Annotated in this window: 15 protein-coding genes and 1 tRNA gene; 7 read left to right on the top strand and 9 right to left on the bottom strand. The window is 72.1% G+C overall.

Going from position 1 to position 13,425, the window contains the following annotated elements; all coding sequences use genetic code 11:
- Positions 1-242 precede the first annotated feature (242 nt).
- Complete coding sequence (locus ACFP6A_RS03640; RefSeq protein ID WP_379601624.1) at positions 243-1,685, top strand: dicarboxylate/amino acid:cation symporter; 1,443 nt, start codon at positions 243-245, stop codon at positions 1,683-1,685.
- A 102-nt stretch (positions 1,686-1,787) separates the two neighbouring features.
- Here ACFP6A_RS03640 and ACFP6A_RS03635 read toward each other — a convergent pair whose 3' ends face one another.
- Positions 1,788-2,405, bottom strand: coding sequence for a LysE/ArgO family amino acid transporter (locus ACFP6A_RS03635; protein WP_379601623.1), 618 nt, complete (start codon positions 2,403-2,405; stop codon positions 1,788-1,790).
- Positions 2,406-2,559: 154 nt separating this feature from the next.
- On the opposite strand from ACFP6A_RS03635, the gene ACFP6A_RS03630 reads away from it, so the two are divergent.
- Both ACFP6A_RS03630 and ACFP6A_RS03625 read left to right on the top strand, forming a co-directional pair.
- Positions 2,560-3,024: a DUF4383 domain-containing protein gene (locus tag ACFP6A_RS03630; RefSeq protein ID WP_379601621.1), complete on the top strand. Its 465-nt coding sequence runs from the start codon at positions 2,560-2,562 to the stop codon at positions 3,022-3,024.
- Positions 3,025-3,061: 37 nt separating this feature from the next.
- Complete coding sequence (locus ACFP6A_RS03625) at positions 3,062-3,838, top strand: YqjF family protein (protein ID WP_379601620.1); 777 nt, start codon at positions 3,062-3,064, stop codon at positions 3,836-3,838.
- Here ACFP6A_RS03625 and ACFP6A_RS03620 read toward each other — a convergent pair.
- The 3 genes from ACFP6A_RS03620 to ACFP6A_RS03610 form a co-directional block, all read right to left on the bottom strand.
- Positions 3,825-5,321, bottom strand: coding sequence for a PP2C family protein-serine/threonine phosphatase (locus ACFP6A_RS03620; protein WP_379601619.1), 1,497 nt, complete (start codon positions 5,319-5,321; stop codon positions 3,825-3,827). The genes ACFP6A_RS03625 and ACFP6A_RS03620 overlap by 14 nt on opposite strands.
- Complete coding sequence (locus tag ACFP6A_RS03615; RefSeq protein WP_379601617.1) at positions 5,321-6,037, bottom strand: GAF and ANTAR domain-containing protein; 717 nt, start codon at positions 6,035-6,037, stop codon at positions 5,321-5,323. Before ACFP6A_RS03615 ends, ACFP6A_RS03620 begins: the two co-directional genes overlap by 1 nt.
- 219 nt (positions 6,038-6,256) lie before the next feature.
- Positions 6,257-7,147, bottom strand: a complete 891-nt coding sequence (locus tag ACFP6A_RS03610; RefSeq protein WP_379601616.1) for an amino acid-binding protein — start codon at positions 7,145-7,147, stop codon at positions 6,257-6,259.
- Between the two features lie 247 nt (positions 7,148-7,394).
- Between ACFP6A_RS03610 and ACFP6A_RS03605 the strand changes: the two genes are divergently transcribed.
- The 4 genes from ACFP6A_RS03605 to ACFP6A_RS03590 all read left to right on the top strand — a co-directional run bounded on the left by ACFP6A_RS03605 (position 7,395) and on the right by ACFP6A_RS03590 (position 10,468).
- On the top strand, positions 7,395-7,721 hold the full coding sequence (locus ACFP6A_RS03605) for a hypothetical protein (RefSeq protein WP_379601615.1): 327 nt from the start codon (positions 7,395-7,397) through the stop codon (positions 7,719-7,721).
- On the top strand, positions 7,718-9,295 hold the full coding sequence (locus ACFP6A_RS03600; RefSeq protein ID WP_379601614.1) for a DNA/RNA non-specific endonuclease: 1,578 nt from the start codon (positions 7,718-7,720) through the stop codon (positions 9,293-9,295). The genes ACFP6A_RS03605 and ACFP6A_RS03600 overlap by 4 nt, the downstream gene beginning before the upstream one ends.
- Positions 9,292-9,729 (top strand): hypothetical protein, encoded by a 438-nt coding sequence (locus tag ACFP6A_RS03595; protein ID WP_379601612.1) that lies wholly within the window; start codon positions 9,292-9,294, stop codon positions 9,727-9,729. Before ACFP6A_RS03600 ends, ACFP6A_RS03595 begins: the two co-directional genes overlap by 4 nt.
- A 310-nt stretch (positions 9,730-10,039) precedes the next feature.
- Positions 10,040-10,468, top strand: coding sequence for a hypothetical protein (locus ACFP6A_RS03590; RefSeq protein WP_379601611.1), 429 nt, complete (start codon positions 10,040-10,042; stop codon positions 10,466-10,468).
- Between the two features lie 73 nt (positions 10,469-10,541).
- On the opposite strand, the gene ACFP6A_RS03585 is transcribed toward ACFP6A_RS03590, so the two are convergent.
- The 5 genes from ACFP6A_RS03585 to ACFP6A_RS03565 form a co-directional block, all read right to left on the bottom strand.
- Positions 10,542-10,614, bottom strand: a tRNA-Thr gene (locus ACFP6A_RS03585).
- A gap of 105 nt (positions 10,615-10,719) precedes the next feature.
- Complete coding sequence (locus tag ACFP6A_RS03580; protein WP_379601609.1) at positions 10,720-11,469, bottom strand: DsbA family protein; 750 nt, start codon at positions 11,467-11,469, stop codon at positions 10,720-10,722.
- Entirely contained in the window at positions 11,466-12,041 is a 576-nt protein-coding gene (locus tag ACFP6A_RS03575) for a MauE/DoxX family redox-associated membrane protein (protein ID WP_379601607.1), read from the bottom strand. Before ACFP6A_RS03575 ends, ACFP6A_RS03580 begins: the two co-directional genes overlap by 4 nt.
- A complete protein-coding gene (locus ACFP6A_RS03570; RefSeq protein ID WP_379601606.1) occupies positions 12,038-12,730 on the bottom strand; it encodes a copper resistance protein CopC in 693 nt (230 codons plus the stop codon). Before ACFP6A_RS03570 ends, ACFP6A_RS03575 begins: the two co-directional genes overlap by 4 nt.
- A gap of 46 nt (positions 12,731-12,776) precedes the next feature.
- A complete protein-coding gene (locus ACFP6A_RS03565; protein WP_379601605.1) occupies positions 12,777-13,415 on the bottom strand; it encodes a hypothetical protein in 639 nt (212 codons plus the stop codon).
- Positions 13,416-13,425 lie beyond the last annotated feature (10 nt).

Raw genomic sequence — 13,425 nt, 5'->3', positions numbered from 1 at the left:
CGCCTAGCGTTCCGCCAGCACGACGACACCCGGAGGACAGCACCGATGCGGATCTGCCAGTGCCAGCGGCAGAACCAGGTCCAGCGCAGGCACATCGACCTGCTGCGGACCTGCACCGCGCTGTGTCGTCTCGGCTGAGCCCCCAGCACTACCTGACCCGCCGGTGACCCCGGTGCCGGTCGCGCGCTCGAGCGCGGCCGACCGGCGTGCCGGCACCGCTCCGCCGAACCCGAGAGGTACCCATGACCCCCCGTCCCACCACGGACGGCGCGCCCGCGCGCCGCCGCTCCCGCAACCCCTTCACCGCCGTCCCGTTCGGCGTCCAGGTGCTCGTCGGCCTCGTGCTCGGCGTCGTCCTGGGCCTCGTCGCCCGCTCGATCGGCACAGTCGGCCCGGAGCAGGACCCGAACTGGCTCACGACGACGCTCGACACGGTCGGCGGCACGTTCGTCACCCTGCTGCGCGCCGTCGTCCCGCCGCTGGTGTTCCTCGCCATCGTGGCGAGCATCGCCAACCTGCGTCAGGTCACCGACGCCGCCCGCCTGGCCGGCCGGACCCTGCTGTGGTTCGCGATCACGGCCCTGTTCTCGGTCGGCATCGGCATCGCCCTCGGCCTGCTGACCAACCCCGGCCTCAACACCGGCGTGGACGCCGGCGCCGCCGACCAGCCGTCCAGGACCGGCTCCTGGTTGGACTTCCTCACCGGCATCGTGCCCGGCAACGTGCTCGGCCTGCAGGCCTCCACGTCGGCGGGCGCCGACGGGTCGCTGAGCACCGGCCTGTCGTTCAACGTCCTGCAGATCATCGTCGTGGCCGTGGCGGTCGGCGTCGCCGCGCTGAAGGTCGGCCGGGCCGCCGAGCCGTTCCTGACCCTCAGCCGCTCCGCGCTGGCCGTGGTGCAGAAGGTGCTGTGGTGGATCATCCGGCTGGCGCCGATCGGCACCGTCGGCCTGCTGGGCCGGGCGGTGGCCAGCTACGGGTGGGACGCCCTGGCGCCGCTCGGGGTCTTCGTCGCCGACGTGTACGTCGGCCTCGCGCTCGTGCTGTTCGTGCTCTACCCGGTCCTGCTGCGGCTCCACGGGCTCAGCCCGATCCGGTACTTCGCCGCCGCCTGGCCGGCCATCCAGCTCGGCTTCGTCTCCCGCTCCTCGATCGGCACGCTGCCGGTGACCGAGCGGGTGACCGAGCGGAACCTCGGCGTCCCGCGGGCCTACGCGTCCTTCGCCGTCCCGCTGGGCGCGACGACGAAGATGGACGGGTGCGCCGCGGTCTACCCGGCGCTGGCCGCGATCTTCGTCGCGCAGTTCTTCGGCGTGGAGCTCGGCGTCACCGACTACCTGCTGATCGCGTTCGTGTCGGTCATCGGCTCGGCCGCGACGGCCGGGGTGACCGGCGCGGTCGTCATGCTGACGCTCACCCTGTCGACGCTCGGCCTGCCGCTGGAGGGCGTCGGCCTGCTGCTCGCCGTGGACCCGATCCTCGACATGGGGCGGACGGCGGTGAACGTCGCCGGTCAGGCGCTGGTGCCGACGATCGTCGCCAAGCGCGAGGGCATCCTCGACGAGGCCGTCTACGCCGCGGCGAACGCCAAGGACCCGTTCGCCGACGAGCCGGTCGACCCGGACCTCGTGGAGCCGACGACCCGGTCGGACGAGCGGGCACCGGCGGGCGCGACCGGCGCCTGATCGCCACACCAGGAGGACCGGGACGCCGGAACCGGGCGGTTCGCCGTCCGGACCGCTCCCGGTCCTCCTGGGCCGGCGATCACGGGGCTGCTCCGTGATCGCTCACCGGGCCGAGCCCAGCAGGGAGACGGCCAGCGCCAGCATGACGACGGCGATGAGCCCGTCGAGCACGCGCCAGGCACGCGGTGAGGCGAACACCGGGCGCAGCAGTCGTGCCCCGTAGCCGAGCCCGACGAACCAGAGGACGCTGCCCGCCACCGCACCGCCGGCGAACCACCACTGCCGGCCGGGGTGGGTCTGGGCGATCGACCCGAGCAGGACGACGGTGTCGAGGTACACGTGCGGGTTCAGCCAGGTGAGTGCCAGCGCGGTGACGACCGTGGCCTGCCGGGACGGCGCCGAGGCCGCCGCGTCCGGGGTCAGCACGCCGGGCCGCAGGGCCCGGCGTGCGGCGAGCAGCCCGTAACCGGTGAGGAACACGGCCCCGGCGACCCGGACGACGTCGATCAGCCACGGCCGCGAGTCGATGACCGCGCCGGCACCGGCCACCCCGGCGGCGATGAGGACGGCATCCGAGGCCGCGCAGACCGCCACCACCACGCCCACGTGCTGCCGGCGCAGACCCTGCCGCAGCACGAACGCGTTCTGCGCCCCGATGGCGACGATGAGGGAGAGCCCGAGACCGAGTCCGGCCAGGGCCGCGACGAGGTCGGCGGGCACCGGGCAACGGTAATGCCGCGGGTGGGCTGCGGCCGCGAACGCCCGCCGCAAACCCCGAGGACGCATGAACGCCGAGGACGCATGAGATCCGGGGAAGAGGGGCAAGACCCCGTCGACCGGTGACACCACCACCTTCCAGAAGGAGCGCCAGGCGATGTCGAACACTCACCAGACCGGGCGAGCGGGACGGTCCACGCTGCAGACGGCCGCCGTGGTCGTCGGGGTGGTCTTCCTCCTCGTGGGAGTTCTCGGGTTCATCCCGGGGATCACGACCGACTACGACACGATGCAGTTCGCCGGCCACGAGTCCGAGGCCATGCTGCTGGGCGTCTTCCAGGTGTCGATCCTGCACAACATCGTCCACCTGCTGTTCGGGGTGGCCGGCGTCGCGATGGCACGGACCTGGTCCGGCGCCCGCTGGTTCCTCATTGGCGGCGGCGTGGTCTACCTCGTGCTGTGGATCTACGGTCTGCTCGTCGCCGAGGAGTCGGCGGCGAACTTCGTCCCGCTCAACGCAGCGGACGACTGGCTGCACCTGGTCCTCGGTGTCGGCATGGTGGGCCTCGGCGTCCTGCTGTCCCGGCGGGAGGAGGCGGCCACCTCCGCACCGGCGGTGTGAGACTGCCGAGCTGAGCCCTCGTGAGGACTGAGCCCTCGTGAGCGGACCGGTGCCGGACGCCCCGGTCCGGTTCCCCCTCACCGTGCAGGCGTGGGAGGACCTCACGTTCCTGCACTGGGCGTACCCGCCAGAGGTCGTGCAGCAGATCGTGCCCGCCGGTCTGACCGCGCAGGACGACGACGGGGTGGCATGGGTCGGCGTCTCGCCCTTCCGGATGGCCGACGTCCGGGTCCCCGGCCTGCCGCCACCGCCACGGTGGTCGGCCTTCGGTGAGCTCAACGTGCGGGTCTACGTCCGTGGTCCGGACGGGCGCGACGGGATCTGGTTCCCGCTCCTGCTGGCAGCCCGCCCGACCTTCGTCGCTGCCTTGCGGACCGCGGGACTGCGCTACCGGACGGCGCACGGCGAGGCCAGCGGGGACGGACCGGTACGGCGCTACTCCTTCCTGCCGGCGACCGGCGTGCCGTGGGGCAGCGCCGTGACGTTCGACGCGACCATCGACGTCACGCACCCGCCCGACGCAACGCCGCGCACGCCCCTGCTCGACAGCCTGACCGGCAGATGGGGGGCCTACCACTGGCGGGCAGGCGTCCTGTGGCGCACGCCGGTGGCGCACGAGCCGTGGACCCTGATGGCGGCCACCGCAGCAGGGGAGCTCACGGGCCCGCTGGCCGCGGCTGGCCTCCCGCTGCCCGACGGGGCGCCAGTGGTGCACGCGGCCGGCACCGTCCACGCCAGGCTGGGCGCTCCCCGGCCCGTCGCGGTGCGGCGTCCGGGTCAGGCGGCCAGGCGCTGGCACCTCACGTCGGGCTGAGACGGTCCTGAGGCTCGCCGCCGTTCGCGCCGGTCCACTGGGCGAGCACGACGGTGGCGTCGTCCTGCAGCACCCCGTGCTGGTGCGCCAGGACGGCGGCCATGAGTCGCCGCAGCGTCTCCGGCGGCGGGTGGTGCGTCGCCGCCTCCCGCTCGAGGAAGTCGACCAGCCGCAGCTCACCGAAGAACCCGCCGTCGGCGTCGCGGGCCTCGGTGACCCCGTCGGTGTAGAGGACCAGCCAGTCGTCGGGTTCCAGCTGCTCCGTCCCGATGGTGAGCTCGGAGGACTCGAGGCCGAGCAGGGGGCGCCGTCCCTGCGTCAGGGCCTTGACGACCTTGCCACGACGTAGCAGCAGCGGACTGGCGTGTCCGGCGTTGGCGTACCGGACCTGGCCGGTCGGCAGGTCCACCTCGAGCAGCACGGCGGTGACGAACCGTTCGGCTCCGAACGCCCCGGCGATGGTCTCGTCCACCAGCCGGACGGTGTCGTACAGGGAGGCGCCGTTCCGGCGGGCGCTGCGGTAGGCGCAGATGGCGGCGGCGGTCACGAGTCCGCCCGTCAGCGCGTGCCCGGTCCCGTCGAAGATCGCCACGTGCGCCGTATCGCCACGCACCGCGTAGTCGAAGGCGTCGCCGCCGACCTCGTACGCGGGTTCGACCGCACCGGACAGGACGACGGCGTCGGTGCCGAACGTCAGTGAGGGCAGCAGCTGCCACACCAGCTCGGCGGCCACCTCCCGGGGACGGGCCCGACGGACGGCGTCCAGGTCGTCGGTGTAGCGGTCCTGGACGACGACGAGGTGGCCGAGCAGCGCCGCGAGGTGGTCGAGCGAACGGCGTAGTCCGAGGTCGTGGGGATCCAGCGGCTCGGGGACCGTGACGTCGAGGACGCCCAGCCGCTCGGCGCCGTCCAGCAGCGGCATCCACAACCCGCGTCGCCCCCGCTCGTGCGGGGCGGGCTGGATCTGGCGGAACGCCCGCCCGGCCAGGGTCGTCTCCACCGGGAGCGGCTCACGCGGTGGCTTCCCGGGGACGGGCACCGGTCGTAGCACCCGCTGGTCGTAGTCGACGAGGTAGGCGACGATCTCCACGCCGAGGATGTGCCCGGCCTGGTCCATGACCTCGGGGAGGCGGCTGGGGTTGATCCGGGTGCCGTGCAGGAGTCGGGTGAGCGCCTGGAGGACCTTCGGCTCGTCCTCCCGCGGCGCCGGCAGGGGGGAGGCGTACGGCACCCGCTGAGTCCGCACCTGGTCGTCGAGGTACTCGTTGACGGCGTGGGCCAGGATGTCCCGCTGGTGCGACGCGAACGGCATCATCCCGTGGAGGTAGGCCTCGACCTCGACCATCCCGGCGTCACCACCGAGAGCGAAGTACCGCAGCCACAGGTCCTCCAGGGACAGCCCGGAGCGCTCCAGGGCGACCTGGAAGAGCCGTCGCTGCTCGTCGACGTCGGTGGTGAACGCCGTCGCTCTCCCGCGTGGCATCAGCGATCCTCGGTGACCGAGCGCACGACGTCCCGGGCCACGTCTCGCAGCTTGCGGTTCGAGTTGCGCGACGTGGCGACGAGCATCGCGAAGGCGCGCTGCTCGTCCACCCGCTCCCGCTCCATGAGGACGCCCTTGGCCTGGCCGATGACGTCCCGGCTGCGCAGCGCCTCCCGGAGCTGGTCCGAGACCCGTTGGGCCTTCTCGTAGGACTGCACGTTGGCGAGCAGGATCGCTGCCTGGGCGGCGAGCATGGTGGCGAGGTGCTCCGCATGCGTGTCGTACGCATGGGCCTGCCCGGCGTAGACCTTGAGGGCGCCCAGGCAGGAGTCTCCGGCGACCAGGGGCGTGCTGAGGCTCGACGCCAGGCCGAGAGCGGACGCGGCCGGGGACCACCGTGGGAAGCGCTCGTCTGTGCTGAGAGCGTCGACACGGACCTGCGACCGCTCCCGCCACGCCATGAGGCACGGTCCCTCGTCCAGCTCGTACTGCAACCGGTCCGCCTCCGCGACGACCTCGTCCGAGGAGCCGCGACTGGTCGGGCGGCCCCGGTCGTCGACCAGCGTGACCCCCGCACCCACCGTGCCCGGGACCATCTGCGCGGCCAGCGAGGTGACCAGCCGCAAGGCGGTCCCCACGGTCTCCTCGGACAGCGGCAACCCGGACATCCGGGCGTAGACCGCAGCCATCTCGTCCGCGAGGGGCAGCTCGCTCATGCCCCGCTCCGTCCTGTCAACGCGACAACGGAGAGGCGGGCGCCAGGAACCGAGGTGCGTGGGAGTCCGCCAACGGCTTGAGCGGTCGTCCACCAAGCCGGTGGACCCGCTCACCTTACGCCGCTCGGGAGCCGCCGCAACGGCTGCGGCGCGCACCGCGTGAGCGGCTGACGGCGACTGCGTGGCACGCGGACTGACCCGGCACCACGGAGGACGGCGTCAGCGGTCCACCCACGTGCGCAGATCCTTGTGCACGTCGCTCTCCCGGTGACCGGCCCCCCGGCTCGCGGCGGCCTCGGCCACCTCGGCGAGGCGGTTCGCCCGGGCCCGTTCTGCGGGGGTAAAGGGCTCACCCGGTCGGGTGAAGACGAACAGGCCGGTCCACGGTGAGGGGACACGCAGCGTCGTCGCCGCCTCGGAGACGGCGCCGGGTCCACGGGTGAGCGCCGTGATGCGGTCGACGACGAGGCGGGCGCGGAGCAGCTCACAGATCGCCAGCGGCAGCTCCGCGGCGTCGGCGGCGACACGAGCGGCGTACGACAGAGCAGTGGTCTGGCCGTCGACGAGGGCCAGCGCCGAGCTCGGCCACACCTGCACGTCAGCGCCCCCGGCTCTCTCGACGGCGGCACCGATCGCCGCGCTCTCCACCTCTTCGGGCGCCACGGCGATGATCTCGTCCAGCGCCCCGTTCTCGAGCGGGTGAATGTGGATGCTGAGGATGTTGGCGTCCAGCCGGGCGAGGCCCCTCGCGAGCTGCTCCAAGGCTCCTGGGTGGTCATCGACCCTCGCGCGGATCCTCCACAGGGCGGGCGCCGTCTCGACGCGCCGGCGCATGGCCAGGGCCGGGGCGTGCAGCCACGCCCGGAGCAGCCGCATGGCCGACGGCTCGACGACCCAGATCACGAGCACGGTCGTTGTCACGGTGAGCACCACGACCGTCGTCAGGTACGACAGGTGGTAGTGGACGACAAGGGCGTGCAGGGCAAGTTCTACCGGGAAGACGGCAAGGAGCTTGGCGAGGGTGAGCCGTGCCCGCCGGGGGTGCGGCTGGCGGCCGCACACGTCGCAGGCGTCTGCGCCGGTCACCGCCTGCGTCAGATGCTGGTCCATGCGCTCACCATGGCGCGACGGCGTTGCCGCCGAGTTCCGTCCACGTCCCGCGGAGGTTGCGGCTTCGACAAGGTTCAGTGCTGAGGATGCCGCGGTCGCCATCGCATGCTCGGCTACACGACGCCGTCCTGGCCCGGATGACGACGAATCGGGAACGGCACCAGGTGCGGCCTGTGGTTGCTGGCGACCTACCGCGAAGGCACACCCCGCGTTAGGCTTCACGTCGGAGCGGGCAAAAGGGGCCACCGTGGGGGGTTTTGACGCGTTCAGCGTTGATCTTGACGCGTTGCAGGACGCGGGTCGCGGGATCAGCGACGCCGTCGCCGAATTCGGCCGCACCGACGTCGTGGACCTGCTCCCGTCCGCGGCGGCCGTAGGGCACGACGGGCTGTCCGCGGCGCTCGCCGAGTTCGACGACCGATGGGAACGTGGCGTCAACCACCTCCTCGCGGACACCGAGGAGATCGGCGTCCGGCTCGCCGAGACCGTTGCGTGTTACGCCGAGACTGAGGCCAAGGTCACCGAGCGGTTCCTCGCGCTGGACAAGACGCTCACCGAGGGCACAGGGCCGTGACCGTCGACTTCCGGATCCCTGGGTCGCCGGAGCAGGTCCTGGCGGCCGCTGACCGGCTCGCCGCCGTCGGTGAACGCTTCCTGGCGACCGAGGCGGCCCTGCGAGCAGTGTCGACGGATGGGTGGACGGGCCCGGCCGCCGACGACTTCCGCGCAGCGTACGAGCACGAGCCGCGGCGATGGCTGGACGCTGGGCACGGATTCTCGCGGGCGGCTCGGGCGCTGGCCCGGTACGCGGTGGTCCTGGCCGAGGCGCAGGCGAGGGCTGACGCGGCCGCGGCGGCATACGCGGAAGCGGAGGCTACGACGACTGCGGCTCGGGCAGCGCACGAGGCCGAGCAGGAGCCGGCACGGTTCCGGGCGCGGGAGGCTGCGGCGGCCGGGCAGGTCGTGGTCGTCACCCCAACCGCGTTCGTCGACCCCGGCGCGGCTGCGCGTCAAGCCGCGTTGGCGGAGTTGGAGGCGGCGCGAGCGGCGGTACGGGCCGAGGGCGACGCGGCGGCTGCTGAGGTGCGGGCCGGGTGCGCGGGAGCCCCGCAGACCCGGTCGTGGCTCCGGACCGCGTGGGACAACACGGTCTCGGTGCTGGACGGCGCGTGGGACTCGGTCTACGACTTCGGCAAATTGATCTTGTGGGACGTGTCCCTGTCACACCGCTGGCGGCTCCTCAAGGTCGCGGTCGGCGCCCAGGACGCCGCCGAAGCCGACGCCGAGGTCGCCCTGATCCGCGAGGACGCCACCAACATCTGGAGTGCCGCGGTCGATGACCCGCTCGGCTTCGCCCAGGAACTCGGCAAGTCGGCGGTGGCGTGGGACGAGTGGGACGATAACGGTTTTCACGCGGCCGGGTCGTTCCTGCCTGACGTGATCGCTGGCGTCGCAACCGGCGGCGGGCTGTTCGCGTTGAAGGCGTCGGCCAGGTCCGCCGACGCGGTAGCCGACCTCAACGACCTCAAGCGCGCCGTCGACGACATCCCCGAGTCGCGGCTGCCCGACCCAGACAAGACCCCGCCTCTCAGAGCCGCCCCCACCACACGCATCGACATCCCAGAGGAGTACGCCCACCTGCCCGTACGGGACGAGACCGCAGGTTCCAAGGGAGCCTGGAACAGCGGCCTGTACGACCCAGAGCCGAACACGGTGTACCGCGTTGATGACCGGCACGTCTACGTGACCGACGACCTCGGTCGAGTGAGTCACGTCGAGTCCCAACTCGCCTACCGTGATCCTGAGACGGCAGCGCAGTACCGCCACGAGTACCGGCAAGGACTGGCCGGGGGCGAGTTCCGGTTGTCCACCGACCAGGGTGGCCACCTCATCGGGGCGAGCCTGGGCGGCCCTGGCGAGCCGATCAACCTCGTCGCGATGAATAGACACCTCAACGGCACCAGCGCCAATGACTCTTGGGGCGCAATGGAGGCGAATTGGCGGGCGCTTCTCAAGGCGAATCCAGATGCGGACATTCGGGTTCGCATCGACATCGACTACCCAGACGGCTCACAACGTCCGGAAGCGTTTTCCGTTGAGTACACTGTGAACGGCAGCGACCCACGGATCAAGGAGTTCGTCCAGTGACGCAGCAGGTCGACCCGACGTTGCTTTATCAGCAGATCTTCAATGCCTTCCGTGCGGCTGCGCCCGAAGGGTGGACGGTTGGACACATCACCTACCTGTGTGCTGGGAAGACGGCCGAATACCAGGCGCTCGCCACGATGCCTGACGGCAGGAAGGTCGGCTTCGGCCGCATTCCCCGCACCCTCTCCAAAGCGTTTCGAGCATTGCGGGACTCGATGTACCGACCGGGTAGAGGTACCTGGTACACCGCGACCGCGACGCTGTACCCGGACGGCCGATTCTCACTGGACGTCGACTACGACCACGAACCCCAGTGGGATTCCCCGACATCCCCGGGCCACTACGTCGAAGACGCCGAGCAGTACCCGCGCGACGAGAAGCACACGCCGGACTGGCTGCGGCAGCGCCTAACCGAAGCGACCAAGGGCAACTGAGCACCGCCTGCCGCTCAGGCGCTGCGGCCGGTGTATCGCGCATGTGGAGTCCCGGCGTGTGGAGTCCCGGCGTGGTGTACGGGCCGCCCGCCAAGTTGCCGCGGACGATCGACGGCGTCCAAGCAGTTGACACGAAAGACCGTGAAGACCCGGACGTCGCCTCAGCCCCCAGACACGCCGACCGTGAGCGACACCTCAACCACGCTCAACTGGGAAGAGCCCGTATCCTGAAGGCTCGACCCGACCGGAGACGAATCGTCGTCGAGTACTCGGTAAACGGCGGCCCCCCGACCAGGAGAGAATTCGAGCAGTGAGCGACTCGCCGGACGAATTGATCCGAACCATCGGCCAGGCCTTCGTCGACGCTGCCCCGCGCGAATGGACGGAAGGCAAAATCGTGTACCGACGGGCAGGCAAGACCGCCGAGTACCAGGAAACCGCGGTCCTGCCCGACGGCAGGGTGGTGGGCGTTGACGCAGGCCGCGGCGCAGCCAAGGCATTCAAGGAACTGCGGCGCCTGATGTACCAACCTGGTAAGGGCACCTGGTTTACCGCGGTGTGCACGTTGTACCCGGACGGACGCACCACGTTCGACTTCGACTTCGACAACGAGCCCGAGTGGGCTTCCCCCACGGTCGCAGGTCACTACGTGGAGGACGTCGAGCAGTACCCGCGCGACGACGAGCACACGCCGGACTGGTTGCGGCAGCGCCTAGCCGAAGCGACCAAGGGCAACTGAGCATCGCCTGCCGCTCAGCAGAGACCCCATGCTGAGCTACCATCAACGAGGATCTGACCTGCGGAGATACTTGAGCCGGCACGGGGACTCGAACCCCGAACCGCCCGATTACAAGTCGGGTGCGCTACCAGTTGCGCCATGCCGGCGGGACGCCCGGACTCTAGTCCGGGCGACGGTCGTCGGGCAGGACGACCCGACGGCGGTGGGGCCGGTGACCCGAGCCCGGACGGCGCGGGTCACCGGCCCGGCCCTCACCCGGCGGCGGCGACGGCGGCCTCCACCGCCTCACGGGAACGGTCCTGCAGGATCTCGCCCTCGACCATGACGGTCGGCGTGCCCTGGACGCCGGCCTGCGACGCGGCGTCCGTGGCGTTGGCCACCCAGCCGGTGTACCGCTCCTCGAGCACGCACTGCTCGGCCTCGGGGTCGGCGCCGGCGGTCTCGGCGATGGACCAGATCTCCTCGTTCGTCATCCCCGGCCCCTGCTCGGCGACCTGGTTGACGAACATGAGCCGGTTGAACTCCGGGAACGCCTCCGGCGAGGTCTCCCCGACACAGGCTGCAGCGCTCGCGGCACGGGTGGAGAACTCGGTGGTGGAGTAGCGGTCCAGGATGGCGATCGGCTTGTGCACGAGCGCGATCTCACCGGCCTCGGCCTTGTCCACCAGCCACTCGCCGTCCTGCGCCTCGTACTGAGCGCACGCCGGGCAGGCGTAGTCGAGGTAGACGGCGACCTCGGGTGCGTCGGCCGGCCCGGTCCGGATCCCGTTGTCCACCAGGCCGCTCGGAGTCGCCGTGGTGTCCGAGACGTTGCTGCGTCCGGCCTGGACGATGGCGCCGATCGCCACCACGACGAGCAGCACGCCGATGACGGCGCCGGCGACGGCCAGTCGGCGGTTGCGCCGCTGGCGGGCCTCGGCCTCCTCGCGCATCCGGCGGGCCTTGTCACGCGCCGCCTCCTTGCGCTCGGCCTTGGTGGGACGGGGGGCGTTGGTGCTCATCGGGAGGCTCCTCGTGGTTCGGCGATGTCGGGGTCGTCGGAGACGGGGTCGGCGGGATCGGCGGGATCGTCAGTGTCGGGGTCGTCGGCGGGCGGGCTGTCGTGCCGGTCGGGAAACAGGACGTTGTCGAGGGCGAGCCGGGTCCGCGGCCGCCACACCAGCCATGCCGACGCGGCGAGCAGCAGCACGTCCCGGACGATCTCCTGCGGGTACTCGGTGTCCTCGGCGCTGACCTCACCGCCGCCCCCGAAGCACCCGCAGTCGATGGTCAGCCCCCGGGCCCAGGCGGACGCGACCCCGATGATGAACGCGATCATCAGCAAACCGGACACACCGGCCGCGATCCGGGTGCCGAGCCCGACCAGCAGCAGCAGCGCCACCGCGACCTCGAGCACCGGCAGCCCGAAGCCGACGACCTGGACGACCGGCTCGGGCAGCAGCTGATAGGCCCGGACGGCGCGGACGGACTCGTCCGGGTCCGGCAGCTTGATCGCCCCGGCGTAGCCGAGAACCCCGGCCAGCACGAGACGCAGGACAGTGCCCACCCATGGCACGACGTTCGCACGGCTCATCGGGTTCCTCCTCGTCGGATCAGCAGCCACCCGCCGCCGGCGAGCACCGCGGCGCCGGCGCCGAGCGCCCACGGCAGCACCGCGACGTCCGAGCCCTCGGCCGCTGGGCCACCGGCAGCGGAGGTGGTCGACTCACCTGTCGGCTCAGCTGTCGGCTCGGCGGTCAGCGGCGCCGAGGGGGGCGCGGACGCCGAGGCCGGCACGGACGCCGGGGGCGACGCGGTCGTCGGGGAGTCTGCCGCAGCCGGCGTCACGGTGAAGCCGTACGCGCCGGTCAGCGGGTGACCGTCCTGGGCGGTGACCCGCCAGGTGAGCGTGTACTGACCACCCGGGACGCCGTCGGGGACGGCGGTGGTGACCGTGCGGCCGTCGACGACGGGGGTGGCCAGGTCGACGGCGCCGTCCGGGCCGGTGAGCCGCAGACGGGTACCGAGGTCGAGGACGTCGTCGGTGAACTCGAGCCGGATCTCGGTCAGCCGCGGGATGGTCTGGTCGGCGGCGGGGACGGTGGAGCGCAGGTCGGTGTGCGCCGCCGCCGGGGCGGTGGGACCGGCCAGGACAGCGGGGACGGCGAGCGCCGCGCCGACCGCGACGAGCGCGGCACGTGTCCCGGGCGGCCGGGGGGCGTGAGGGCGGGCACGGGACAAGCGCATGGACGACATGGGCACGAACGACAGGGGCACGAACATGGTCGGGTTCTCTCCGTAGCGGGCGGGTGAGCGGGGGGCGGACGCGTCAGGCGCGTCGCGCCACCGGCGGACCACGCCGTCCCACGGAGCGGTGCAGCACGGCGACGTCGACGGCGGCCTGCTCGCAGGGCACCGGCACCGCCACCGGGCGGCTCGGGACCAGGACCGGTTCGATCACCCGCACGAGGATCGCGCCGACGAGGGCCACCACCGCGCGGACGGCGTCCTCCAGCCGGGCCAGCCACGCTCCTCCGGCGACGGTCAGCGCGGTGTGCACGACGAGCAGCGGCAGCGCGGACACGACGGCGCTCAGCGCCACCTGCTGAGCAGCGCCCAGCGACAGGCCGCTCGACAGGCACATGGTCGAGGCGCTCCACCACGCGAGGTCCAGGCCGGCGGCCGCGGCCCGGCCGACGGCCTGCAGGCACCCCACCGGGTGAGTGAGGGCGAGGACGACGTGCAGGGCCACCTGTGCGGCCAGCACGCTGGTGAGGCAGGAGCTGCCGGCCCGGTCGGCGAGACGCGCCGCACCGGCGGCCAGGACGACGCCGGCGACGACCGCCAGCGGCTCGGGCGGCGACCCGGCGACGAGGCCGTGCGCCGCCACCGTCGTCAGGACGGCGAGGACGAGGACGACGAGCAGCCGGGGAGCGCCTCCCGCCGTACCGGTACCCGCCGCGGACATGGCACGACTG

It is taken from the genome of Quadrisphaera sp. GCM10027208 (assembly GCF_042658805.1).
Lineage (GTDB): Bacteria > Actinomycetota > Actinomycetes > Actinomycetales > SCSIO-59966 > SCSIO-59966.
This window is presented reverse-complemented; position numbering and strand designations above follow the sequence as displayed.